Source organism: Albidovulum sediminis (genome assembly GCF_025380365.1).
Taxonomy (GTDB): Bacteria; Pseudomonadota; Alphaproteobacteria; order Rhodobacterales; family Rhodobacteraceae; genus Albidovulum; species Albidovulum sediminis.
In genome coordinates this window covers 436,650-460,994 of record NZ_JAOCQF010000002.1, presented here as the reverse complement: position 1 = coordinate 460,994, position 24,345 = coordinate 436,650, and the positions used below count along the sequence as shown (strand labels likewise).

Annotated in this window: 23 protein-coding genes, 1 tRNA gene and 1 pseudogene; 12 read left to right on the top strand and 13 right to left on the bottom strand. The window is 67.0% G+C overall.

What is annotated here, in order from left to right:
- Positions 1–142: 142 nt before the first annotated feature.
- The 8 genes from sucC (at position 143) to lpdA (ending at position 10,676) form a co-directional block, all read left to right on the top strand.
- Positions 143–1,336: an ADP-forming succinate--CoA ligase subunit beta gene (sucC, locus tag N5I32_RS13960; protein WP_261496486.1), complete on the top strand. Its 1,194-nt coding sequence runs from the start codon at positions 143–145 to the stop codon at positions 1,334–1,336.
- A 14-nt stretch (positions 1,337–1,350) separates the two neighbouring features.
- A complete protein-coding gene (locus tag N5I32_RS13955; protein ID WP_261496485.1) occupies positions 1,351–2,223 on the top strand; it encodes a glycosyltransferase family 25 protein in 873 nt (290 codons plus the stop codon).
- Positions 2,224–2,253: 30 nt separating this feature from the next.
- Complete coding sequence (sucD, locus tag N5I32_RS13950; protein WP_261496484.1) at positions 2,254–3,138, top strand: succinate--CoA ligase subunit alpha; 885 nt, start codon at positions 2,254–2,256, stop codon at positions 3,136–3,138.
- 48 nt (positions 3,139–3,186) lie between these two features.
- Positions 3,187–6,147, top strand: a complete 2,961-nt coding sequence (locus tag N5I32_RS13945; protein WP_261496483.1) for a 2-oxoglutarate dehydrogenase E1 component — start codon at positions 3,187–3,189, stop codon at positions 6,145–6,147.
- A gap of 2 nt (positions 6,148–6,149) precedes the next feature.
- On the top strand, positions 6,150–7,685 hold the full coding sequence (gene odhB, locus N5I32_RS13940; RefSeq protein WP_261496482.1) for a 2-oxoglutarate dehydrogenase complex dihydrolipoyllysine-residue succinyltransferase: 1,536 nt from the start codon (positions 6,150–6,152) through the stop codon (positions 7,683–7,685).
- An 89-nt stretch (positions 7,686–7,774) separates the two neighbouring features.
- Entirely contained in the window at positions 7,775–8,170 is a 396-nt protein-coding gene (locus N5I32_RS13935) for an MAPEG family protein (protein WP_261496481.1), read from the top strand.
- A 7-nt stretch (positions 8,171–8,177) separates the two neighbouring features.
- Positions 8,178–9,176, top strand: a complete 999-nt coding sequence (locus N5I32_RS13930) for a glycosyltransferase family 2 protein (RefSeq protein ID WP_261496480.1) — start codon at positions 8,178–8,180, stop codon at positions 9,174–9,176.
- Positions 9,177–9,287: 111 nt separating this feature from the next.
- Positions 9,288–10,676, top strand: a complete 1,389-nt coding sequence (gene lpdA / locus N5I32_RS13925) for a dihydrolipoyl dehydrogenase (protein WP_261496479.1) — start codon at positions 9,288–9,290, stop codon at positions 10,674–10,676.
- Between the two features lie 33 nt (positions 10,677–10,709).
- On the opposite strand, the gene N5I32_RS13920 is transcribed toward lpdA, so the two are convergent.
- Both N5I32_RS13920 and N5I32_RS13915 read right to left on the bottom strand, forming a co-directional pair.
- Positions 10,710–11,360, bottom strand: coding sequence for a GntR family transcriptional regulator (locus N5I32_RS13920; RefSeq protein WP_261496478.1), 651 nt, complete (start codon positions 11,358–11,360; stop codon positions 10,710–10,712).
- Between the two features lie 32 nt (positions 11,361–11,392).
- Positions 11,393–12,091 carry a M48 family metallopeptidase gene (locus tag N5I32_RS13915; protein ID WP_261496477.1) on the bottom strand — a complete coding sequence of 233 codons (699 nt, stop codon included), beginning with the start codon at positions 12,089–12,091 and terminating at the stop codon, positions 11,393–11,395.
- Between the two features lie 158 nt (positions 12,092–12,249).
- Here N5I32_RS13915 and N5I32_RS13910 point away from each other — a divergent pair, with 158 nt between their 5' ends.
- From N5I32_RS13910 to N5I32_RS13900, 3 genes are all read left to right on the top strand, one after another.
- Positions 12,250–12,576, top strand: a complete 327-nt coding sequence (locus tag N5I32_RS13910; RefSeq protein ID WP_261496476.1) for a TIGR02300 family protein — start codon at positions 12,250–12,252, stop codon at positions 12,574–12,576.
- 156 nt (positions 12,577–12,732) lie between these two features.
- Positions 12,733–12,808, top strand: a tRNA-Ala gene (locus N5I32_RS13905).
- Between the two features lie 100 nt (positions 12,809–12,908).
- On the top strand, positions 12,909–13,277 hold the full coding sequence (locus tag N5I32_RS13900) for a DUF6538 domain-containing protein (RefSeq protein ID WP_439648204.1): 369 nt from the start codon (positions 12,909–12,911) through the stop codon (positions 13,275–13,277).
- Here the strand turns inward: N5I32_RS13900 and N5I32_RS21425 are convergent.
- The 9 genes and pseudogenes from N5I32_RS21425 to cuyA all read right to left on the bottom strand — a co-directional run.
- Positions 13,240–13,323 (bottom strand): annotated as a pseudogene (locus N5I32_RS21425) (IS6 family transposase); the annotation flags it as partial. The gene N5I32_RS13900 and the pseudogene N5I32_RS21425 sit on opposite strands and share 38 nt — an antisense overlap.
- An 81-nt stretch (positions 13,324–13,404) precedes the next feature.
- Positions 13,405–13,827, bottom strand: a complete 423-nt coding sequence (locus tag N5I32_RS13895) for a c-type cytochrome (protein WP_261496474.1) — start codon at positions 13,825–13,827, stop codon at positions 13,405–13,407.
- A 676-nt stretch (positions 13,828–14,503) separates the two neighbouring features.
- Positions 14,504–15,820 carry a histidinol dehydrogenase gene (hisD, locus tag N5I32_RS13890; RefSeq protein ID WP_261496473.1) on the bottom strand — a complete coding sequence of 439 codons (1,317 nt, stop codon included), beginning with the start codon at positions 15,818–15,820 and terminating at the stop codon, positions 14,504–14,506.
- Between the two features lie 9 nt (positions 15,821–15,829).
- Positions 15,830–16,738, bottom strand: coding sequence for an ABC transporter permease subunit (locus N5I32_RS13885; protein WP_261496472.1), 909 nt, complete (start codon positions 16,736–16,738; stop codon positions 15,830–15,832).
- On the bottom strand, positions 16,735–17,523 hold the full coding sequence (locus tag N5I32_RS13880) for a taurine ABC transporter ATP-binding protein (protein WP_261496471.1): 789 nt from the start codon (positions 17,521–17,523) through the stop codon (positions 16,735–16,737). Before N5I32_RS13880 ends, N5I32_RS13885 begins: the two co-directional genes overlap by 4 nt.
- 60 nt (positions 17,524–17,583) lie before the next feature.
- The gene (gene tauA, locus N5I32_RS13875; protein WP_261496470.1) at positions 17,584–18,570 is read right to left on the bottom strand and encodes a taurine ABC transporter substrate-binding protein; all 987 of its coding nucleotides are present in this window, start codon (positions 18,568–18,570) and stop codon (positions 17,584–17,586) included.
- Positions 18,571–18,612: 42 nt separating this feature from the next.
- Entirely contained in the window at positions 18,613–19,329 is a 717-nt protein-coding gene (gene cuyB / locus N5I32_RS13870) for a cysteate racemase (RefSeq protein WP_261496469.1), read from the bottom strand.
- A complete protein-coding gene (locus N5I32_RS13865; protein ID WP_261496468.1) occupies positions 19,326–20,531 on the bottom strand; it encodes a DegT/DnrJ/EryC1/StrS family aminotransferase in 1,206 nt (401 codons plus the stop codon). Before N5I32_RS13865 ends, cuyB begins: the two co-directional genes overlap by 4 nt.
- 2 nt (positions 20,532–20,533) lie before the next feature.
- On the bottom strand, positions 20,534–21,553 hold the full coding sequence (cuyA, locus tag N5I32_RS13860; RefSeq protein WP_261496467.1) for a D-cysteate sulfo-lyase: 1,020 nt from the start codon (positions 21,551–21,553) through the stop codon (positions 20,534–20,536).
- 111 nt (positions 21,554–21,664) lie between these two features.
- Between cuyA and N5I32_RS13855 the strand changes: the two genes are divergently transcribed.
- Positions 21,665–22,576: a LysR family transcriptional regulator gene (locus tag N5I32_RS13855; RefSeq protein WP_261496466.1), complete on the top strand. Its 912-nt coding sequence runs from the start codon at positions 21,665–21,667 to the stop codon at positions 22,574–22,576.
- Between the two features lie 29 nt (positions 22,577–22,605).
- Here the strand turns inward: N5I32_RS13855 and N5I32_RS13850 are convergent, their stop codons facing one another.
- Together N5I32_RS13850 and N5I32_RS13845 are read right to left on the bottom strand one after the other, a co-directional pair.
- Positions 22,606–23,307, bottom strand: coding sequence for a 5-formyltetrahydrofolate cyclo-ligase (locus N5I32_RS13850; protein ID WP_261496465.1), 702 nt, complete (start codon positions 23,305–23,307; stop codon positions 22,606–22,608).
- Complete coding sequence (locus N5I32_RS13845; protein ID WP_261496464.1) at positions 23,304–24,335, bottom strand: NAD(P)H-dependent flavin oxidoreductase; 1,032 nt, start codon at positions 24,333–24,335, stop codon at positions 23,304–23,306. The genes N5I32_RS13850 and N5I32_RS13845 overlap by 4 nt, the downstream gene beginning before the upstream one ends.
- Positions 24,336–24,345: the final 10 nt, after the last annotated feature.

Below are 24,345 nucleotides of genomic sequence, written 5' to 3'. Positions count from 1 at the left end.
GTCTTGTGATCACACAATTTCTGAGTGTGATCACAAAATCGACTTATTTGGCCCGTTCGACCCTTCTCGCGCATTTATCATTTTGACAGCACCTTTGCCTATGTCATGAGCGGCTCAATCCGCACCAGCACGGGACAGTCTCATGAACATCCATGAATATCAGGCCAAGGCGCTTCTGCGCAGCTACGGCGCCCCGGTGTCCGACGGCCGCGCCGTCCTGCGCGCCGAAGAGGCGAAGACCGCCGCGGGCGAGCTTGACGGGCCGCTCTGGGTCGTGAAGGCGCAGATCCACGCCGGCGGCCGCGGCAAGGGCCGCTTCAAGGAAACCGAGGCCGGGGAGAAGGGCGGCGTGCGCATCGCCCGCTCGGTCGAGGAGGCCGCGAACGAGGCGCGCAAGATGCTGGGCCGCACGCTGGTGACGCACCAGACCGGACCCGCGGGCAAGCAGGTCAACCGCATCTACATCGAGGACGGCTCCGACATCGCGAAGGAATTCTACCTCGCGCTGCTCGTCGACCGGCAGACCAGCCGCATCGCCTTCGTCTGCTCGACCGAGGGCGGCATGGACATCGAGGAAGTGGCGGCGAAGACGCCCGAGAAGATCCTGTCGTTCTCGGTCGATCCCGCATCGGGCCTGTCGGACTTCCACGGCCGCCGCGTGGCCTTCGCGCTCGGGCTCTCCGGCGCGCAGGTCAAGCAGTGCGTGGCCCTCGTGCGGACGCTCTACCGGCTTTTCGCCGACAAGGACATGGAGATGCTGGAGATCAACCCGCTGATCCTCGGCACCGACGGCACGCTCAAGTGCCTCGACGCGAAGATGGGCTTCGACAACAACGCGCTCTACCGTCAGGCCGACATCCTCGCGCTTCGGGACGAGACCGAGGAGGACCCGAAGGAGCTTGCGGCGTCGAAGTTCGACCTGAACTACATCGCGCTCGATGGCGAGATCGGCTGCATGGTGAACGGCGCAGGCCTGGCCATGGCGACGATGGACATCATCAAGCTTTACGGCGCGGAACCTGCCAACTTCCTCGACGTCGGCGGCGGGGCGACGAAGGAGAAGGTGACCGAGGCCTTCAAGATCATCACCTCGGACCCCAACGTCAAAGGCATCCTCGTCAACATCTTCGGCGGCATCATGCGCTGCGACATCATCGCCGAGGGCATCATCGCCGCGGTGAAAGAGGTGGGACTGAAGGTGCCGCTCGTGGTCCGGCTTGAAGGGACCAACGTCGAGAAGGGCAAGGAGATCATCGCGACCTCCGGTCTCAACGTCATCGCCGGGGACAACCTGAGCGACGCGGCGGAGAAGATCGTGAAGGCGGTGAAGGGGTAGTCGGGGCCAGGCCAGTGCAGGGGCACGCCACAAATGACGCCACGACGGCACAGGCGGCCTGCCTGATGGTCAACCTCGACCGGCAGGCAGACCGGCGCGCGCTGATGGAGGCGACGCTGGCGCGGGCTGGCGTGACCGCGGCCATCAGCCCGGCCGTGGACGCATCTCGGACGGAGGTGCAGGCCAGTATCCAGGAGATGGAGGCAGACGGACGTCTGGCCCCCTTCGCCTTGCAGGACCAGGCCTGCACGTTGAGCCATCTGGCCGCGCTTCGTGGCTTTCTGGCGGGCAAGGCCAGCCACTGCCTGATTCTGGAGGATGACGTCTTCGCCGCCCGCGATCTGGGGGATTGGCTCTCGCCGCTCGACTGGTGGCCGGCCGGCGCCGACGTGGTCAGGTTCGAAGCCTGGCACTCCCCCCGGCTGAAGCAGCTTCTCGCCCCGGCAGCAGCCCGCTTTTCCGGCCGCGAGGTTCGCCGCATCCTGTCGCGTTCACCGGGCACTGCGGGGTATGTTATCAGCCGCGCAGCCGCGGAACGGGTGCTGGCCGAGCCGCGGATCGTTATGCCCATCGACCACATGCTCTTCAATCCCAACCAGTCGCGGCTCGCCCGTGAGCTTCGGTTGTACCAGGTCGTGCCGGGGCTGGTCATTCAGGGCAACGAACCGCCCGGCAGCAGCCGCCCGGCCCATCCCGGCACCGGCTTGCGTCGCCGGCGCGCCCGCGGCCTTGGGCGGATGGCCCAGAAACTGCATCGCGGCGCGACGGAACTGCGGCTTCTGCCGCTGCAACTTTGGCAGATGGCGGCGCATGGCGCGCGGCTCGTCAAGGTCACCTACCTCGATCACACGGGCGCCGGGGTCACCGCCCCCGCCCACTCGTCATGAACGCACGCGAAAGCGAAAGGGACCACGCGCATGGCCGTACTCGTCAACGAACACACCAAGGTCATCTGCCAGGGCTTCACCGGCAGCCAGGGCACCTTCCACTCCGAACAGGCGATCGCCTACGGCACGAAGATGGTCGGCGGCGTGACGCCGGGCAAGGGCGGGACCGAGCATCTGGGCCTGCCGGTCTTCGACTCGGTGCACGCGGCCAAGGCGGCGACCGAAGCCAACGCCACCGCGATCTACGTGCCGCCCCCCTTCGCGGCGGATTCGATCCTCGAGGCGATCGACGCTGAAATGGAACTGATCGTCTGCATCACGGAAGGGATCCCGGTCCTTGACATGATGAAGGTGAAGCGCGCGCTGCAAGGGTCGAAATCCCGCCTGATCGGGCCGAACTGCCCCGGCGTGATCACGCCCGGCGCCTGCAAGATCGGGATCATGCCGGGCCACATCCACCGCCGCGGATCGGTCGGTGTCGTGTCGCGTTCGGGCACCCTGACCTATGAGGCCGTGAAGCAGACGACCGACGTGGGCCTCGGCCAGTCGACCTGTGTCGGCATCGGCGGCGACCCGATCAAGGGGACGGAACATATCGACGTCCTCGAATGGTTCCTCGCCGACGACGAGACGCAGTCGATCATCATGATCGGCGAGATCGGCGGCAGCGCCGAGGAAGAGGCGGCGCAGTTCCTGAAGGACGAGGCGAAGCGCGGCCGCAAGAAGCCGGTCGCGGGCTTCATCGCCGGGCGCACCGCCCCGAAGGGCCGCCGCATGGGCCACGCGGGCGCCATCGTCGCCGGCGGCAAGGGTGACGCGGAATCGAAGATCGAGGCGATGAAATCCGCCGGCATCATCGTCGCCGACAGCCCCGCGGGCCTTGGCCAGGCCGTGCTGACCGCGATCGGCAAATGACCAGCCGGGGCGGCAGTTCCGCCCCGTTCCCCTCCCCGAGGTGATCCCATGACCGACCATCCCCAGAACGACCAGTTCCACGCCTCCAGCTTCCTGCAAGGCGCCAACGCCGAATATGTCGAGCAGCTTTACGCTCGCTTCGCCAATGACCCGGCCGCGGTCGATGCGACCTGGGCCGCCTTCTTCCGCTCGCTTGGCGACGCGGAAGGCGACGTGCGCAACGAGGCGCGCGGCGCCTCCTGGGACAGGCCCGACTGGCCGCCGCACCCGGCCGACGACCTGACCGCCGCGCTGACCGGCGAATGGCCGGCGGCCGCGAAGGAGGTGAAGGGCGCAGGCGACAAGATCCGCGCCAAGGCGGCCGAGGCTGGGGTGGCGCTCTCGGAAGACCAGATCAAGCGTGCCGTGCTCGACAGCATCCGCGCGCTGATGATCATCCGCGCCTACCGCATCCGCGGTCATCTGGTGGCCGACCTCGATCCGCTCGGCATGCGCAGCGAGGCGCCGCACCCGGAGCTTGACCCGAAAAGCTACGGCTTCACCGACGCAGACATGGACCGCCCGATCTTCATCGACAAGGTTCTGGGCCTCGAACACGCCTCGATGCGCGAAATCCTCGACATGGTGAAGCGCACCTACTGCGGCACCTTCGCGCTTCAGTACATGCACCTTTCGGACCCCGAGCAGGCCGGCTGGCTGAAGGAGCGGATCGAGGGCTACGGCAAGGAGATTTCCTTTACCAAGGTCGGCCGCCGCGCCATCCTGAACAAGCTCGTGGAGGCCGAGGGCTTCGAGAAGTTCCTGCATGTCAAGTACATGGGCACCAAGCGCTTCGGCCTTGACGGCGGCGAGGCGCTGATCCCCGCGATGGAGCAGATCATCAAGCGCGGCGGCGGCCTCGGCGTGAAGGAGATCGTGATCGGCATGCCGCACCGCGGACGCCTCTCGGTTCTGGCGAACGTTCTGGCCAAACCCTACCGCGCGATCTTCAATGAATTCCAGGGCGGCAGCTTCAAGCCCGAGGACGTGGACGGATCGGGCGATGTGAAATACCATCTCGGCGCCTCGTCGGACCGCACCTTCGACGGCAACACCGTGCACCTCAGCCTGACCGCGAACCCCAGCCACCTTGAGGCGGTGAACCCCGTCGTCCTCGGCAAGGTCCGCGCCAAGCAGGACCAGTGGGGCGACCCCGATCGCCGCGCCGTGCTGCCGATCCTTCTGCACGGGGACGCGGCCTTCGCGGGCCAGGGCGTCGTGGCCGAATGCTTCGGCCTGTCGGGTCTGCGCGGCCACCGCACCGGCGGCACCATCCACATCGTCGTCAACAACCAGATCGGCTTCACCACCGCGCCGCACTTCTCGCGCTCCTCGCCCTATCCGACGGACATCGCGCTGATGGTGGAGGCGCCGATCTTCCACGTGAACGGCGACGACCCGGAGGCAGTCGTCCACGCCGCGCGGGTGGCGACCGAGTTCCGCCAGAAGTTCGGGCGGGACGTGGTCATCGACATCTTCTGCTACCGCCGCTTCGGTCACAACGAAGGCGACGAGCCGATGTTCACCAACCCGGCGATGTACAAGACCATCAAGACCCACAAGACCACGCTCCAGCTTTACACCGAGCGGCTGGTCAAGGACGGCTTGATCCCGGAAGGCGAGATCGAGGACATGAAGGCGGCCTTCCAGGCGACGCTGAACGAGGAGTTCGAGACCGGCAAGGCCTACAAGCCGAACAAGGCCGACTGGCTCGACGGCCGCTGGTCGCACCTGGACCGCGAGGGCGCCGAATACACGCCCGGCAAGACCGCCATCGCCAAGAAGACGCTGGCGGAGATCGGCGCCGCGCTGACCCGCGCGCCCGAGGGCTTCGACATCCACAAGACCGTGCTGCGCCAGCTTGAGGCGAAGGCGCAGATGTTCAAGACCGGCCAGGGCTTCGACTGGGCCACGGCCGAGGCGGTGGCCTTCGGCTCGCTCCTGACCGAGGGCTTCCCGGTCCGGCTATCGGGCCAGGACTGCACCCGCGGCACCTTCTCGCAGCGCCATTCGGCCTTTGTCGACCAGTCGACCGAGGAACGCTATTACCCGCTGAACCACATCCGGGCGGGGCAGGCGCGCTACGAGGTCATCGATTCGATGCTGTCGGAGTATGCAGTCCTCGGCTTCGAATACGGCTATTCGCTGGCCGAACCGAACGCGCTGACCATGTGGGAGGCCCAGTTCGGCGACTTCGCCAACGGCGCGCAGATCATGTTTGACCAGTTCATTTCCTCGGGCGAATCCAAATGGTTGCGCATGTCGGGCCTGGTCTGCCTGCTGCCGCACGGCTTCGAGGGACAGGGGCCGGAACATTCCTCCGCGCGGCTGGAACGCTTCCTGCAGCAATGCGCGCAGGAAAACTGGATCGTCGCCAACTGCTCGACCCCGGCGAACTACTTCCACATCCTGCGCCGCCAGATCCACCGGCAGTTCCGCAAGCCGCTGATCCTGATGACGCCGAAATCGCTTCTGCGCCATCCGCTCTGCATCTCGGACGCGGAGGATTTCACCACCGGCTCCAGCTTCCACCGCGTGCTCTGGGACGACGCGCAGAAGGGGCATTCGGACACCAAGCTGGCGACCGACAAGAAGATCCGCCGCGTGGTGATCTGCTCGGGCAAGGTTTATTTCGACCTTCTCGCCGAACGCGACAAGCGCGGGATCGACGACGTCTATCTGCTACGGCTGGAACAGTTCTATCCGTTCCCGGCGCAGTCGCTGACGCATGAGTTGACGCGTTTCAAGGGCGCGGAAATCGTCTGGTGCCAGGAGGAACCCAAGAACCAGGGCGCCTGGTTCTTCGTCGAGCCGAACCTTGAGTGGGTGCTGGACCGGATCGGCGCGAAGCACAAGCGCGCGCGCTATGTCGGGCGCACTGCCTCTGCCTCGCCCGCGACGGGGCTTGCCTCGCGCCACAAGGCCGAACAGGAAGCGTTGGTCGATGAAGCACTGACGGTGGGGACCTGAGGATGACGATCGAAGTACGTGTCCCGACGCTGGGCGAAAGCGTGTCCGAGGCGACAGTGGCGACCTGGTTCAAGAAGCCAGGCGACATCGTCGCGCAGGACGAGATGCTCTGCGAGCTTGAAACCGACAAGGTGACGGTCGAGGTTCCCGCCCCCGCAGCGGGCCGGCTTGCCGAGATTGTCGCGCCCGAAGGCGCGACCGTGGGCGTCAATGCCCTTCTTGCACAGATTGCCGCGGGCGCCGAGGCCGCCACGGCGCAACCCACCCAACAACCGGCGCCCAAGGCCGCGCCGAAAGCCGAAGAGGGCAAGATGACCGACGTGATGGTGCCGACGCTGGGTGAAAGCGTGACCGAGGCGACCGTATCCACCTGGTTCAAGAAGGTGGGCGATGCGGTCGCGGTGGACGAAATGCTGTGCGAGCTTGAAACCGACAAGGTCTCGGTCGAGGTGCCCTCGCCCGTCGCCGGCGTCCTGACGGAAATCCTTGCGCCGGAAGGCTCCACGGTCGACGCGAAGGCGCGCCTCGCGGTCGTGGCCGAAGGCGCCGCCGCTGCCGCCCCGGCGCCCGCCGCCCCGGCGGCCACAGCCGCCGCCCCTGCCCCGGCCGCCACCCCGGCCGCCCGCGCGGATGTGGAAGATGCGCCCGCCGCCAAGAAGGCGATGGCCGAGGCCGGCCTCACCGCCGCCGAGGTGACCGGCACCGGCCGCGACGGCCGCATCATGAAGGAGGACGTCGCCCGCGCCGTTGCCGGCAAGGCCGAGGCCGCGCCCGCTGTCGCCTCTGCCGTGCCCGCCCCCGCCGCGCCACCGCGCGCGCCCGTCCCGGCCGAGGATGCCGCGCGCGAGGAACGGGTGAAGATGACCCGCCTGCGCGCCACCATCGCCCGGCGCCTCAAGGACGCGCAGAACACCGCCGCGATGCTGACCACCTACAACGAGGTGGACATGTCCGGCATCATGGACCTGCGCAACGCCTACAAGGACGCCTTCGAGAAGAAGCACGGCGTGAAGATGGGATTCATGTCCTTCTTCGTGAAGGCCTGCTGCCACGCGCTGAAGGAAGTGCCCGAGGTCAACGCCGAGATCGACGGCGGCGATGTCGTCTACAAGAACTACGTCCACATGGGCGTCGCCGTCGGCACCCCTTCGGGCCTCGTCGTGCCGGTGGTGCGCGACGCCGACCAGATGGGCTTTGCCGCGATCGAGAAGAAGATCGCCGAACTTGGCGTCCGCGCCCGCGACGGGAAACTGTCGATGGCAGAAATGCAGGGCGGGTCCTTCACCATCTCGAACGGCGGCGTCTACGGCTCGCTGATGTCCTCGCCGATCCTCAACCCCCCGCAGTCCGGCATCCTCGGCATGCACAAGATCCAGGACCGCCCGGTGGTGGTGAACGGCCAGATCGTCATCCGCCCGATGATGTATCTCGCGCTCAGCTACGACCACCGGATCGTCGACGGCAAGGGCGCGGTGACGTTCCTCGTGCGGGTCAAGGAAGCGCTGGAAGACCCGCGGCGGCTCTTGATGGATCTCTGACCGGCGCGGGTTTTTCCCTTCCGGCGCAAAGGGTGTAGCATGGGTCAGTCCCGCCCTTCGGGCGGGCATCCCTGGCAGGAGGCTTGAACATGTCCGGCGAACTGACGATTCTCGCCCTTTACGGTCTCTTCCTGTGCCTCCTCGTGTTTCTGAAAGCCACGGGGGCGATGGGACAGCTGGGCATCGGCTACCTGATGTCGGCGCGCGACGAGAAGCGGGAACTGAAGGGTATCACCGCTCGGCTCGACCGGGCGCTGACCAACTCCTCGACCGCAATGATCCTGTTCGCGCCGGCGGTTCTGGTCCTGGGCCAGTTGAACGCCTTCGGCCCCGGCACGCTGACAGCCGCCCAGGTCTTCCTGATCGCCCGTGTCCTCTACGTCCCGGCCTATGCGCTGGGCCTGACTGGCGTGCGCACCGCGATCTGGCTGGCCGGGTTCGCCGCAACCATCGTCCTGTACCTCATCGCGCTGATGGCCGCCTGACCCACCCATGACCCTCCCCGCCCATCAGTCCGAACCGGCCGCCCTTGTCGCGTGCATGCGCAACGAGGGGATGTTCCTGCTGGAATGGCTGGCCTATCACATGGGACTCGGGTTCGACCGGATCGTGGTCGTCACCAACGATTGCACCGATGGATCGGATGCGCTTCTCGACCGTCTTCAGGAACGGGGCATCGTGACCCACATCCGCCAGACGGTTCCAGCCGGAACGCCGCCGCAGGACCATGGCATGTCGCTGGCCATGGCGCGGCTCCGGCGCGAGGGCGTGGTGTGGGTGCTTCACATCGACAGCGACGAATTCCTGCTGATCGAGGCCGGGGACGGTCGGATCGCGGACCTGATGGCACGGGTCGCGGGGGCCGACGTGGTCGCCCTGCCCTGGCGCATGTTCGGCGATGCCGGACTGACCGACTGGCGCATCGGCGCCAACGTGCTTGAGGAAAACACGCGCGCAGAGTTCGGACCCATCCCCGGTGTGACACGCTTCAAGTGCCTGTTCCGGCTTGCCAGCTTTGCACGCGCGACCGACCACAACCCGCTTGAGCCACTCGTCTCTGACCCGCGCGTGGTCACGCCCGACGGCAAGCCGCTGATGAACCGGACGCTGTACAATGCGCGCTCGTCGCGGTTCCGCCCCGACGAACGCGCCTGCAACGTGCGCACCGCACGCATCAACCACTACGCAGTCAAGTCCGAGGATCGCTTCCTGCTCAGGAACGACCGCGGATCGGGCCAGGGCAAGCCCGCCGGCGTCAAGTATGTGCTGGGCGGCAACTGGCACCTGCTTGCCAACCGCAACGAGGTGGAGGATCGCGCGATCCTGCGCCATTGGCCCGAGACGTCGGCGCGCCTGGTCGACCTGCGCGACGATCCGGAAACCGCCCAGCTCGAAAGGCACTGCCTGGATTGGTTCGCCGAACGTCGCACCGCGATCCTGACGCCTGAGACACGCGCCCTCTGGACACGCACGGCGGAGGCGCAGGCATGACGCCCCCCGCCCCAGCGCTGCCACATGCTTCACCCGTCGGACTGTTTGCCCTACGCTGGGCAGACGAAGTGCCGACGCTTGCACGACACACCGAACCCCAAGGAGGAACTCATGGCTGAGTTCGACGTCATCGTCATCGGCGCCGGCCCCGGCGGCTATGTCTGCGCCATTCGCTGCGCCCAGCTGGGCCTGAAGACGGCCGTCGTGGAGGGCCGCGAGACGCTGGGCGGCACCTGCCTGAACGTCGGCTGCATCCCCTCGAAGGCGCTCCTGCACGCAAGCCACTCTCTGCACGAGGCGGAGCACAATTTCGAGAAGATGGGCCTGATCGGCACGGCGCCAAAGGTCGACTGGGCGAAGATGCTGGCCTACAAGGACGAGGTCATCGGCCAGAATACCAAGGGCATCGAGTTCCTCTTCAAGAAGAACAAGATCACCTGGCTGAAGGGCTGGGGCTCCATCCCCGCCGTCGGTCAGGTGAAGGTCGGGGACGAAGTGCACTCGGCAAAGCATATTGTCATCGCCACGGGGTCTGAGGCCGCGTCCCTGCCGGGTGTCGAGGTCGACGAAAAGGTGATCGTCACCTCGACCGGCGCGCTGACGCTGCCCAAGGTTCCGAAGGACATGGTGGTGATCGGCGCGGGCGTCATCGGGCTTGAGCTTGGCTCGGTCTACGCGCGGCTTGGCGCCAAGGTGACGGTGGTCGAATACCTGGACGCAATCACGCCGGGCATGGACGGCGAGGTGCAGAAGACCTTCCAGAGGCTGCTGAAACGGCAGGGGCTCGACTTCGTCATGGGCGCTGCCGTCCAGAAGGCGGAGGTGAAGAAGGGCAAGGCGACTGTCACCTGGAAGCTGCGCAAGGATGACAGCGAACATACGCTGGAGGCCGATTGCGTGCTCGTCGCGACGGGGCGCAAGCCCTACACCGCCGGCCTCGGGCTTGACGCGCTGGGGGTCGAGATGGAGCCGCGCGGACAGGTCCGGGTCGACAGCCACTGGCGCACCAGCGTCCCCGGCCTCTATGCCATCGGCGACGCGATCATCGGACCGATGCTTGCCCACAAGGCCGAGGACGAGGGCATGGCGGTGGCCGAGGTCATGGCCGGCAAGCACGGACATGTGAACTATGACGTCATCCCCGGCGTCATCTACACCGCGCCCGAAGTGGCCAGCGTCGGCAAGACCGAGGAACAGCTGAAGGCGGAAGGCCGCGCCTACAAGGTCGGCAAGTTCGCCTTCATGGGCAATGGCCGGGCCAAGGCGGTGTTCCAGGGCGACGGGTTCGTGAAGATCCTGGCCGACAAGGACACCGACCGCGTCCTTGGCGCGCATCTGATCGGCCCCGCCGCGGGGGAGCTGATCCACGAGATCTGCGTGGCGATGGAATTCGGCGCCTCGGCCCAGGACATCGCGCTGACCTGCCACGCGCATCCGACCTTCTCCGAGGCCGTGCGCGAGGCGGCCCTTGCCTGCGGCGACGGGCCGATCCACTCCTGAGCGCGGCACCTGATCGCGGCGGGGGCCGACGCGCTAGCCGGTAAGGTGGCGCAGGCCCTGCGTCACGTCGGCCCTGACCGCAAGCCTGAGCGCGGGCTCATCGCCCGCCTTCAGCGCGGCGATGATCATGCGGTGGTGCTGGGGCGGTTCCGAACGCACGATCCGCGAATAGACCATGCGCATCGTCGGGCCAAGCTGCAGCCAGACCGTCTCCGCGATCGCCAGCATCGCCGGCGCCTGGGCGCGCAGGTAGAGCGTGCGGTGAAACTCCAGGTTGGTGCGGATATAGGCGACGGCATCGCGTTTCACCGCGGCTTCCGCATTGGCCATGTTGATGGTCTGCAACCGCTCGATCAGGGCGAAATGCGCCCGCGGCAGGGCACGGCTGGCCAGTTCCGTCTCGATCAGCGCGCGAAGCGTCGCCAGTTCCTCCAACCGCTCGTTGGTCAGGTCGGGGGTGGTGACGCGGCCCGACGACGACAGCGTCAGCGCCCCTTCCGCCGCAAGCCGTCTCAGCGCCTCGCGCGCGGGGGTCATCGAGACGCCATGCGCCTTGGCCAGGCCCCGCACCGTCAGCGCCACGCCCGGCGCCAGTTCGCCATGCATGATCTGCTGCCGCAGCAGCCGATAGATCCGGTCATGCGCGGCGGTTCCGGGGTCGGACGGGCGGTTCTGGAGAAGCATCGGATTATGTGATCACGCCTTCCCGCGCGCCGTCAATCCCGGGATGCGAAATCGTAGGCGTGCAGCGACTGGCCGTGGCGGCGCAGCCAGGACCGGCGCTGCCCGTAGTCGGGGCAAAGGCGCGCGACAACCCGCCAGAACGCCTCCGAATGGTTCATCTCGGCAAGGTGGGCGACCTCGTGCGCGGCGACATAGTCCAGCACCTCGGGCGGGCCGAGGATCAGGCGCCAGGAGAACATGAGCCGCCCCGAAGCCGAGCAGGAGCCCCAGCGCGACCGCGTGTCCCTGAGGCTCAGGCTGTGATAGGCGCGCCCCAAACGCAGCGCATGGCCATCGCAGGCCGCGGCGAGCCGGTCACGCGCGCGAACCTTGAGGAAGCTTTCGACCTGACGCGCCACACGGCCCGCACGCTCGGGCACCAGCAGTTCGTCCGCAACGATCTGCGGCATCCTGACCGGGGCCGGGGACACGCGCAGCAGGCGGCCCTCGACCGGCAGGCTGGTCCCCGCCCCGACCGCCTCGCGCAGCGGGGCGGCAGAAAGCGCCGCGCGGATCCAGTCGGCCTTTTCCCGCGCGAAGGCCAGCGCCTCAGCCTCGGGTGCGCGCAGGGGCAAGGACAGCGTCACCGCGCCGTCGACCCGCGACACCCGGAGCGAATAGCGCCGCGCCCGCGCCGAACGGCGCAGGGTGATTTCGACAGGCGGTGTTCCGGGCAGGATTCGGCGGGTCATGCAGGCGGTCCTCCGAGCCGGACAATACAGCGCGCCGCCCGGGGAGAAAGCCGGAAACGACCCCGGCCGCCAGGCCGGGCGAAAGCCTTTGACAGCCCCGCACAACTGTGGCAGTTGGCTGCGACTCGCGAAGATCAGTGCACTGGACGGAGTTTTCCATGCCGAAGGACGAATGGGGCGCCAAGCGCCTTTGCCCGCATTGCGCAAGCCGCTTCTACGACCTGAAGCGCGACCCGATGACTTGCCCGGAATGCGGCCACAGCTTCACCGCCGAAAGCTTGGTCGCCGGCCGCGGACGGACCTTGATCGCCGAGAAGACGAGCCACAAGGACACCGAGGCCGATCTCGACGTGCTCGACGCCGATGATCTCGACGACGATTCGAGCGATGTCGATCTCGACGACGACCTGCTCGAGGACGACGACGACGACAACGTCTCGCTCGACGACATCGCCGACGTGGCCGGCGGCGACGAGGACGTCTGACCGCGCGATCCCGGCAGGACAGGATGGGCAGGGGTGCGGATTGCGGTTCGCACCCCTTCGCTTTTTGCCCGGGCGGTCGCGATTTTCCGCTTGCAGTACCCGGCGCCCTTGCCTATATCGCCCCTCACGCGGGCGCCTGGCGCCCGGACCTCCGGTGGGGCCATAGCTCAGTTGGGAGAGCGCTTGAATGGCATTCAAGAGGTCAGGGGTTCGACTCCCCTTGGCTCCACCAAATCTCCTCATAGATCAACAAGAACAATAACTTGCTGAAAATGAAGAGCTATTTTCCAAGGGTGTTACGCTGAGGTGTTACAGTGGAGCGCCTGACGAAGATGCCCGGACACACCCGACTCTACCGTCGCGGAGCAGTCTACTACCACCGCGCAGCCGTCCCACAAGACATCGTCGCCACCTACGGAAAGCGAGAGGAAACCTTCTCGCTGAAGACCCGTGACCACGCCGAAGCTCTTCGCCGGGTCAGGGTTGCTGCCGTCGAAGTGGATAGAAAGCTCGATGAGCATCGGCTCAGACTGACTCGCCAGCAGCGTCCCGTGCTATCGGAACTGACACCTGAGCAGATTTCCACCTTCAAGGCCACTTACCTGCATCATCTGCTCAGCGCCTCGCACGTAACGTGCTTAACCTTGTCGGCGGAGCGACGGATGGTAACCAGACATACATCATCACTGCCAGACGTATGATCTCAGGGCTTGTATTGAGGTGGCGGAAGCGGCTGCGCTGCGTCATTTGGGAAAGCTAGGCGACCAACAGGCCCACCTCAAGGAATTTGCTTTGACAGAACCCCGGCCACTTCTGCCCGAAGGTGGCCTATTGCTCCTGCAGGCTCGAGACATATTCGACAAGCGCCAGGACCCGCAACTGAGCCAAAGCCTCTGCTTCTCCGGGGGCGCCCTGGTAGCTCAGCCATTCGGCAGCATCGGCCCGGTAGCGCTGCCCCCAGGCGGGCATCTCCGAGGTGCCATGCGCCCCGACCTTGGCGCTGCCGTCGATGGAGTTGAACACCCGGGCGACCGGGAAGATCCCGCCATTGTTCTTTTGCAGCTGGGTGATGTCCGGCATCGAACCCGTCATGAAGGACACAAGCGGACCGTCACCCTTGCCCGCGGGACCGTGACACTGAACGCAACTGTTTGCGAATTCGAACTGACCGATGCTCATCGCATCCTGCGCACTGGCCGACGCGCCGAGACTTGCCAGAGCGACCATCGCTGCGAAACCCAGTCTACCCATTGCGAACTCTCCCCTCCAACGCTGCCCGAATCTGAACAGGTCCCCGAAGGATGCGACCACGGCAACCGATTGCCCTTGATTTCAATCAATCTGCCCAAGTGTCGGCTTCTCGCACAGCCCAGCCTTACCACGACGCTGCCGAGACCGAGCGCTTCTCTATGTTTCGCGGAACGTACGGTCTAGGAATTGCTCAGATGAGCGTTGACGTCCACTAAGGGCAATGGCATGCGGCAGCCTGGGCGGGCGCTGACCGTCCGGTCACTCGATGCCTTCCTCTCCCGAGATGAACGACCTTGATAGCGTAATGGATGATGAGGAACATCTCCAAGCTGCTTCAAATAAGGCTTGGATGGCTGAAATCAAATCCTCGCCAACTGCAACCTTCGTGGGACGCTCCTGCATCCAAGCCCGAATCTGTCGCCTGATCGCGGATGGTTGCGAGTGATTGATGTCGGCCAACATGCGGAACGGGTCATCTGGAGTGCGCCCCGTCCTTGCCTCGAGCCAATCAAGCACGGTCTTCCAGTTTTAAAACATCCACCGTGCATCTGAGCGATCAGAGGATGGCAGGTCGCCAATGCAGCCCGCAAGAGACCAAGGCAAGCGAACCTCGGCCGCAGCCGGGTGGAATCCCCCGTCCCGGGCCAGGCGCGGCGTCAGGTGCGGGTCGCGCCCGTCAGGTCGGGTCGTCGGAGGGGCCGAGATCGAAGGTCTCGCCCGGGAAGAACTTGGCCAGGCGCACGTCGGCCGTGCGGGCGTGCCCCTCCATCCCTTCCAGCCGGGAAATTCGTGCGGTGGCGATGCCGAGCGCGCGGGACGCCTCGCGCGTTGCCCGCTGCCAGGTGACGGTCTTCATGAACTTGTGGACCGACAGCCCGCCGGTATAGCGCGCGGCCCCCGAGGTGGGCAGGACGTGGTTCGGCCCTGCGCATTTGTCGCCGTAGGCCACGGTCGTTTCCTCGCCGAGGAAGAGCGAGCCGTAGGCCATCAGGCGGCCCTGCCACCAGTCGAGGTCGGCGGCCTGAACGTGAAGATGTTCGGGCGCATGGGCGTCGGCGACCCCTGCCATTTCCTCGTCGGCGTCGCACAGGATCACCTCGGCGTAGCTTTCCCAGGCGGCGCGGGCGTTGCGGGCGTTCACCTCGGGCAGTTCCGCGATCAGGCCGGGAACCAAGGCCATCACCCGCTCCGCCAGCGCGCGGTCCGTCGTCACCAGCCAGACGGGCGAGTTGTAGCCGTGTTCCGCCTGACCGACGAGATCCCAGGCGACAAGGACGGGATCGGCGCCCCGATCGGCGACGATCATGGAGTCGGTCGGGCCGGCGAACATGTCGATCCCGACCTGGCCGTAAAGGATGCGTTTCGCCTCGGCGACATACTGGTTGCCGGGGCCGACCAGGATGTCGGCCTTCGGGAGACCGAAAAGACCGTTGGCCATCGCCGCAACCGCCTGCACGCCGCCGAGGTTCAGGACGGTGTCGGCGCCGCAGAGGTCCATGGCGTAGAGGATCGCGGGCGGGATGCCCGCGCCGGGTCGCGGGGGGGAGCAGGCCGACACATGCGCAACACCGGCGACCTTGGCGGTGGTGATCGTCATGATCGCGCTTGCGATATGGCTGTAGCGCCCGCCCGGCACGTAGCATCCCGCGGCCTGCACCGGGATCTGGCGCTGGCCAGCGGTCAGCCCCGGCAGGATCTCGACGCTGCAGTCGTGGATCGTGGCGCGCTGCGCCTCGGCGAACCGCCGGATGTTGTCGTGGGCAAAACGGATGTCTGCCTTGAGCTTTTCGGGCACGCGATCTCTGGCGGCGCGGATGTCGTCCTGCGTGACGACGATCTCCCCGTCCCACTTGTCCAGGTCCCGCGCCAGCCGCAGGGCCACGTCATCGCCGCCGCTGGCGATCTCCGCCAGCATCCGCTCTACCGCGGCGCGCACGTCCGGCTGGTCGGTTTCAGCGGTGCGCCCCGCCTTCTTCAGATAGGTCACGGTCATGGTCGTAGCTCACATGCGGCCCTTCCAGGGCACAACCTTGCGCTCCACGAAGCGCATGAGGAGGTCGAAGGCATAGGCGATCGCGGCGATCACGACGATGCCCATGATGACAGTCGAGGTCTGGAGAAACTGGCTGGCCGAGAGGACCATGTAGCCAAGCCCCTTGGTCGCGGCGACCATTTCCGCCGCGACCAGCGTGGTCCAGCCGAACCCGATCCCGATGCGCATCGCGGTCAGGATTTCCGGCAGGGCCGAGGGCAGGATGACGTGCCGCATGACCTGCCAGCGCGTGGCGCCGAAGGAGTAGGCCGCGTGAATCTGCTCGATCGCGGCCGACCGCACGCCGGAGCGCGAGCCAAGGGCCACGGGCGCGAAGACGCTGAGGAAGATCAGCAGCACCTTGGATGTTTCCCCGATGCCGAACCAGATGATCATCAGCGGCAGATAGGCCAGCGGGGGGATCGGCCGGTAGAACTCGATCGGAGGGTCGAATATCCCGCGCACCGTGGGGCTCATCCCCATCGCAATGCCCAGCGGAATGCCGACGACGCAGGCCAGCAGGAACGCCCCGAAGACGCGCGCGGTCGAGATCCAGACGTGTTCGACGAACGAGGTGTTGGTGAAGCCGTTCTGCCAGACGTCCACGAACTTGGCGATGATAGCACCCGGCGAAGGCACGAAGAGGGGTTTTACCCAGCCCAGGAAGGTCACGAGCCACCACAGGAAGATGATGAAGGCGATGGAACCCAGCGAAAGCCAGAAGGCGTCGCCCTGGCCCGGAACGCCGTAGACCTCGCCGGGGCGGGTGGGGCGTGACCGGGTCAGCCGGGAGAATGCCCCGGCGCGCGCGTTGGCGGGGGGCGGTGCTGAGGGCGCACCGGCTCCGGGTACGGTCTCCTTGCTGGCGCGCTCGCTCATGCGGCGTCCTCCTCATCGGCGAAGATGATCTCCAGGACCTGTTCGCGCAGGCGGATGAACTCGGGCGAGGCCTTCACCTGCCTGGCACTCTGCCCGGCCAGGAACTGACGGGAAAACGAAAGGTCGAAGCGGTGCGCGATGCGCCCCGGACGCGGCGACATCACGATAAGCTTGGTCCCCATGAACAGCGCCTCCTCGACCGAGTGCGTGATGAAGAACACCGACTTGTGCGTCTCGCTCCAGATCCGCAGGATCAGTTCCTGCGCCTTCTCGCGCGTCAGCGCGTCGAGCGCGCCCAGCGGTTCGTCCATCAGCAGCACCTTCGGGTCGCAGGTGAGCGCCCGCGCGATGCCGACGCGCTGCTGCATCCCGCCCGAGAGCTTGTAGACCGGCGAGTTCTGGAAACCGTCGAGCCCGAGCAGGGCGATGAACCTTCCCGCCATCTCGTAACGCGCCTTTTCGGCGCCCCCCTGCAGCTTCAGGCCGAAGGCGACGTTGTCGATGACGTTCAGCCAGGGCAGGAGCGCGTGCTTCTGGAAGACCACCGCCCGGTCGGCGCCCGGCCCCTGCACCCTGTGCCCGTCCAGCAGGATTTCGCCGGAAGTCGGCGACAGGAAGCCTGCGATCAGGTTCAGAAGTGTCGACTTGCCGCATCCCGAAGCGCCGAGTGCGACGACAAAATCGTCGTTGTCGATGGCAAGGTCGATCCGGCTCAGCGCCTCGACCGGGGGGCGGCCATCCGCGGCGGGATAGACGACCGAGGCCTGGTTGATGGTCAGCCCCATGCGCGTGTCCTTTCCTCGGCGGTCCCGGGCCCCGACAGCGGGGCCCGGGCACCTGCGATCCTACTTCGCAGCCTCAGCATACTCGGCATTTACGAAGCCGGAATAGTCGTCGACAACCGCGTCGATGCGGCCCGCAGACTTGAGGAAGTCGGCCGTTCCCTTGATGGTCGCGCCGGCGCCGCCAAGCCAGGTATCGCTGACCTGCGTCGCCATCGGCAGGAAGGTGAAACCTTCGAGGATTTCCGGCACCTGCGCGGGGTCGGCACCCGTCGCGGTGGCCAGCGTCTCCACTTCGGCGCTGTCGACCGTCCAGGCCGCGGGATCCTTCAGGTATGAGGCGTTGGCCTGGTCGATCGCCTTCAGGAAGGCCACGATCTTGTCCTTGTTGGCCTGGCCGAACTCGCGATCCACCACCCAGCCGTCAAACGTCGGAAAGCCCCATTCCGCCGTCTGGTCGGCGCCAAGGACAAACGTGCCCGTCTTCAGGATCTCGGACTGGACCGGCTGCCAGATCCAGGCCGCGTCGATCACGCCCTGTTCCCACGCGGCGGCGATCTGGTCGGGTGGCATGTTCATGATCGTGACATCGGCCTCGGCGATGCCTTCGTGCTGAAGCGCCCCCATGAGCGAGAAGTGGGCGGTCGATCCGACCGGCACCGCGATGCGCTTGCCCTTCAGGTCGGCGGTGCTTGCGATGCCCGAGCCCTCGTGCGCGATCAGCGACTCTGCCTTGCCGATGACGTCCGAAAACGCGATGAGTTGCAGATCGACCCCCTGGCTCGCCGCGATGGCGAGCGGCGAGGAGCCGAGTTCTGACAGCACGACATCGCCCGATGCCATCGCCGCGATGACGTCGGTTCCGGCGGCGAACTTGCGCCACTCGATCTCCCAGCCGGTTTCCTGCTGCAGGGCGTCCGAGGACGCGAGCAGCTGCATCGGCGTCGGGTTGCCGAAATGCCCGATGATGATCTTCTCGGCCAGGGCAGACCCCGCCATGAGCGCGGAAGCCGAAACGCCGATCGCAAGATACTTGAGTGTCTTCAACATGGTTGTTTCCCTCCTTGTCAGTGTTGTCTCGCCGTCAGGCGGTCATCCCGCCGCCTGCCGTTTCTTCGCGCTGTTGCCGATCGCGAATTCCCTGATGGCTTCGACCAGAACATCGAGCGTGTCGAAGACCTGTGCCCCCTCTGCCACCGAGTCCGCGATCAGCGAAAACTCGGTGCAGGCGATCATCTGGACCTGCGCGCCCCTGGCAAGCAAGTCCCGGGATGCGGCGCGCAGGGTGTTCCGCGCGTCCTCGGCGGGGCCCTCGGCCTTGATCCGCCGGATCGCCGCCAGCAGGGCCGCCTGATCTTCCGGGTATTCCGGTGTCAGGCCCGCCGCCGCGAACGGACCCTCGAAAAGCGCGACCTTCTGCACCGCGGGGGACGCGAGGATGCCGACCCGACCCCCTTTCCCCGCCAACCGGGCCGCACGGTCAACCGAAAGCGCGACCATGTCAAGGAACGGCAGGCGCGTCGCAGCCCGAATGGCGGGGGCGAAGTGGTGCGCGGTGTTGCAGGGCATGGCAAGCGCCTCGGCCCCGGCCTGTTCCAGCCGCCGCGCCATCCCGGCCAGCACCGGGCCCGGATCCTCGCCGCCCCTTTCGAGCAGGAAGCGGATGCGCGAGGGGACCTGGGGGTTCTGGTCCACGATCAGGGGCACGTGATCGGCGTCGTCGGCCGCGGGTACCGCCGCCAGCAACTTCTGCATGAGAAGCACCGTCGCCTCTGGTCCCATTCCGCCGAGGATGCCGACGCGCCTCATGCCGTGTCTTCCAGGACGACGGAGGCGGCCTCCAGAATGTGGCCGGCGATCTGGTCGCAATCCTCAAGGCTGAAGGTCAGCGGCAGGCGCATGTCGAACAGGCCCGACAGGATCCGGTCGGTCGCCGGAAGCGACTGGCGCGGAACGTACCGCCAGCTGCTGTGCGCCGAGGTGAAGGCGACCGGGTCGGCCGCGCCAAACCACTTGACCTCGACACCCCTGGCGGCCGTCTCCGCAAGGAAGGCGCGGGCTGCTTCCGGGCGGATGCCCGGGACCGTGAACTGGATCGAGGAGCCGACGTAGCCTTCGGCGGCCGGGCGGTGCGGAAGGCGGATCGCGTTGTGGCCGGACAGATGCCGCGCGATGCGATCGTGGCGCTGGTTCCAGCGGTCGATCCTGTCGTCGATCAGGGGCAACTGGGCACGCAGAACCGCGGCGCGAAGGTTGTCCATTCGCGCCGACATGTTCGGCGTATCCAGGCGGATGTCCTGATAGGTTTCCGGAGCGGGCCCCGCGCCATGACGTTCGTAAAGCATGTAGCTGCCCGACAGAATCGTGGCGCGCGCGATGAACTCGGCGTCGTCCGACGTCAGCAGCCCCCCTTCGCCCGAGTTGATGTGCTTGTAGGTCTGCGTCGAGAAACACCCGGCCAGGCCGAAACCGCCCGATTTGCGCCGCTTCCAGGTCGCGCCCATCGTGTGGGCGCAATCCTCGATCACCGTCACACCTTCGGCGGCGGCGATGGCCATCAGCGCCTCCATGTCGCACAGATGCCCGCGCATGTTCGACAGGAGCAGATGCCGCGCGCCCGACGACCGCGCCTTGGCGCCCAGATCTTGCAGGTCGATCACCAGATCCTCGGTGATCTCGACCAGCACGGGCTGCGCCCCCGCGGCCGCGACGGCCCCTGGCACCGGCGCCAGGGTGAAGGCGTTGGTCAGCACCGGATCGCCCGGCCGGACGCCCGCGGCGCGCAGGGCGATCTGCATGGCCTGACCGCCCGAGGCGACCGCCAGGCAATAGCGCGCGCCCTGCCAGAGCGCGAACTCCCGCTCCAGCGCCGAGGCTTCCGAAGCCTCGCCCGGGGCCACGTTGTAACGATGCAGCCGCCCCGAACGCATCACCGCAACCGCGGCCTCGATCCCCGCCTCCGGGATCGGTTCCTGCTGTGTGAAGCTGCCAGTGAACCTGGGGGGCGCCATGGCTACTCCGCCGCGATCCGCCGGCTTTGGGAAAAGACGGAATCGTAACCGAACAGCGCCGCCGCCCCGCCGGTGTGCAGGAACACGACACGCTCGCCCTTGCGGAACCGCCCTTTCCGGCAATAGTCGATCAGCCCTGCCGCCCCCTTGCCGGAATAGACCGGGTCGAGCAGGATGCCCTCAAGCTCCGCGAACATGCGGATCGCCTCGATCGTATCCTCCCGCGGGATGCCATAGCCGGCGCCGACATAGTCGCAATCGGCCACCACGTCCGAACGCGAAACGACACCGGGACAGCCGAGCTTCTCTGCCGTCGTCAGGGCGAGGTTGAAGACGTTCTCCTCCTGCCGGGCCTTCGGCGCGCGAACGCCGAAGCCGGTCAGCGGGATCCCCGCGTTGATCGCCTTGAGGCCGACCACAAGCCCGGCCTGGGTTCCCGCACTGCCCGTCGCGGTGACGATGTGGTCGATGGCAAGCCCGCGGTCGTTGGCCTGGCCGACAAGCTCGAAGGCGCAGTTGACATAGCCCAGCGCCCCTGTCGGGTTCGATCCGCCGCCGACGATGGTGTAAACCTTCTTGCCGTCGCGCCGCAGCCGGTCGGCCACGGCTTCCATCTCGGCGTTCATGTCAAGGCCGCCCGCCCGGGTCTCCGTGGTGGCGCCGTGCAGGTGATCGAGCAGGACGTTGCCGTTGCCAGTGTAGTTCGGATCCTTGGACCCCGTCCGGTCCTCGAGCAGGATGTGGCACTTGATCCCCAGCTTCGACGCGAAGGCGGCGGTCTGGCGGGCGTGGTTCGACTGGGTCGCGCCCTGCGTCATCACCACGTCAGCGCCCATCGCCTCGGCTTCGGCCATCAGGAACTCAAGCTTCCGGGTCTTGTTTCCGCCCGTCGACAGGCCGGTGCAATCGTCGCGCTTGATCCAGATTTCGGGCCCGCCAAGTTCCTTCGACAGGCGGTCGAGACGTTCGAGCGGCGTCGGCAGGTGGGCGAGAAAGATACGCGGAAACCGGGCGAGGTGCATGGTGCTGTCCTTCTGCAACTTGCGTGTTTCAAGGTTCGCACCCCGTATTGTGCAATGCAAATTCGAAATTTTTGATCTATGTTGCAAGTTGTGCAAGTTAGAGGGGGCGAGATGCGGCTGGAATGGCTGGAAGACATCCTTGCGGTTGCGGAGACGGGATCATTCTCCGAAGCGGCGGAGCGGCGCCATCTGACGCAGTCCGCCTTCTCGCGCAGGATCCGCATCATCGAGGACTACGTCGGGGCCGAACTGTTCGACCGGGCGCGCAAGCCGGTGCAACTGCGCCCGACGACCGAGGACCAGCGCGAGCGTATCGTCTTTGCGGCCTCGCTTCTGCGTCAGCTTCTGGCGGACTTGCGTCGCGGCGACCGCCGCCGCGCGAACCGCCTTGTCATCGCAAGCCAGCATGCCCTGACGACCGCCCTGACCCCGGCCATCCTCCAGTCGGTCCAGGCCCGGCACGAGGATGTTTTCGTCCGCCTGCGCTCCGCCAACCTCGATGAATGCTTTGCGATGCTGCTGGCACGACAGGCCGATATCGCGCTGGTCTACCGCATTCACGGCAACGAGCATCCGATCGAAGCCGACTATATCGAAACGCTCCCGGTCGGCATGGACCGGCTGATCCCCGTTTGCAGCCGCGCCGCCGTCGGCATTATCGAGACTGCGCGCCTGCCGGAGGGGCTTCCCGTCATCGCCTATCCGGCCGAAGTCTTCTTCGGCCAGGTGTTCGAGAGGGAGATCATGCCACGTCTGGGCCTGGCCGCGGGCGTGGTGCCGAAGGTCGAGACCGCGCTGACGCTTGCCGCGCTGGAGATGGCGGCCGTGGGAATAGGCGTGGCCTGGGTGCCGGCGTCGCTGTCCGCGCCGCATGTGCAGCGCGGCGGTCTTGTCGACCTGTCATCCCGGCTGCCGTCCTGCGATCTTCAGGTGACCGCGGTACGGCTGGCCGGCGCGGCGGGGCGGGCCGAGGTTGCCGTCTGGGAGGTCTTGCGCTCGCTGCATCCGCAAGACGTGAGCTAAACCGGACGCGCCCGCGACCGCTTGGGGCCTCATGCTCCGCCACCGCCGTCCCGGGGCCCCGCGTCCGTCACGATCAGGTCCAGCCGGATATCGTGCGGTTGCGGATAGATCGTTTCCAGCCGCGCCGTCTGGAACCCGACGCCGATCGTGAAGGGGCGCGGCGACAGTGCCGCAAGGGTGCGGTCGAAGTAGCCGCCGCCATAGCCAAGGCGGTAGCCGTCGTGGGTCCAGCCCACTAGCGGGGCAAGCGCGATCTCGGGCGTGACAGCCTCGGCCTCGGGCGGGGGAACCGGGATGTTCCAGTCGCCGCGCACCATCCGGGTATCGGGCGTCCAGCGGCGAAAGACCAGCGGCGCCGCCTTCACCTCGACCAGCGGCAGGGCGATCAGGACGCCGGCATGATGCAGTTCCGCCATCAGGGGGCGCAGGTCGGGCTCTCCCTTGATCGGCCAGTAGGCGGAAAACACCCGTCCGCGCGCGCCGCCGAACCTCTTGCCGATCAGCGCCGCCAGATGCCGGCACAGCGCCGCCCCGGCCGCCTGGCGGTCGGCGACCGACAGCCGGTCGCGTTCGCCCCGCAGACGGGCGCGTTCGGCCTTGCGCCAGCGTGCGACATCGCGCGCCTGTTCGGGATCGACCGCCAGCGGGTCGAAATAGGCCGGATCGACCTCTGCCGCCATGCAGGGAGGAGAAGCATAGCGCCCCGCGGAGGCATCGGGATCGCGGGTCACGGGCGGCCTCCGACGGGCGAGACCAGGCGGGCAAGGCAGTCCTCCGCGTCCCGCACCATGCGGCGGATGCGTTCGGCGGCGGGCACGACATCGCGGATCGCCCCCGCGCCCTGACCGGCGTAAAGGGCCATCTCCTCCAGCGCGCCGGTCGTCGTTCGCATCGGGGAATCGGTGCTGAAGCGCAGGCGCGGGGTGTCGCCGTCGCGTGCGATCGGCACGCGCGGAAGGGTCGCGGGGTCATGGCCGAGAAGGCGCCCCTCCAGCCCTTCGGTGATGCTGTTCGCGATCACGCGCACTGCGGCGCCCTTGGGCCAGTTCAGCACGAAGACATCGGTCAGGACGGTATCCTCGCCCGTGGCGTCGACCACGCGGGACTTGTGGTAGTCGTGGGCAAAGGATTCGCTTGTAGCGAGAAAGGCGGTGCCGCACTGCACCCCCTGCGCCCCCATCGCCAGCGCGGCGGCCAGCCCCCGGCCCGTGGTGATCCCGCCCGAGACGACGACCGGAGCCCGGACGGCGTCCATCACCGCCTCGGCCAGCGCGAAGGTGCCGGTGCGGCCATGGACATGGCCCCCCGCCTCGATCCCCTGCGCGATGATCACGTCGGCCCCGGCGTCTTCGGCCTGCCGCGCGGCCTTGGCCGTGCCGACCTGATGCAGCACCAGGCAGCCCTCGCGCTTCATCCGGGCGACCACCTCCGGCATGACGTCCCAGAAGAAGGTGAACGCGCGCACCCCGAGGTCGAGGCAGCGCCCGATCTGCGCCTCGAGCAGTGCCGGGTCCGTGGCCGAGGGGATCACGTTGACCGCGAAGGGCCGGTCGGTCAGGGCACGCAGGGCGCGGACCTCCTCGGCGATCAGCGCCGGGCTTTCCCGCACCATGCCCAGCATTTCGAAGCCGCCCGCATTGGCCACCGCCGCCGCCAGTTCGGACCGCGCCACGCCCCCCATTCCGGCGAGAAGGATCGGCACGTCGCAGCCGAGAAGATCGCATAGCGGCGTACGCAAACCTGCGATGCCTTCGGTCATTCCCCTGCCC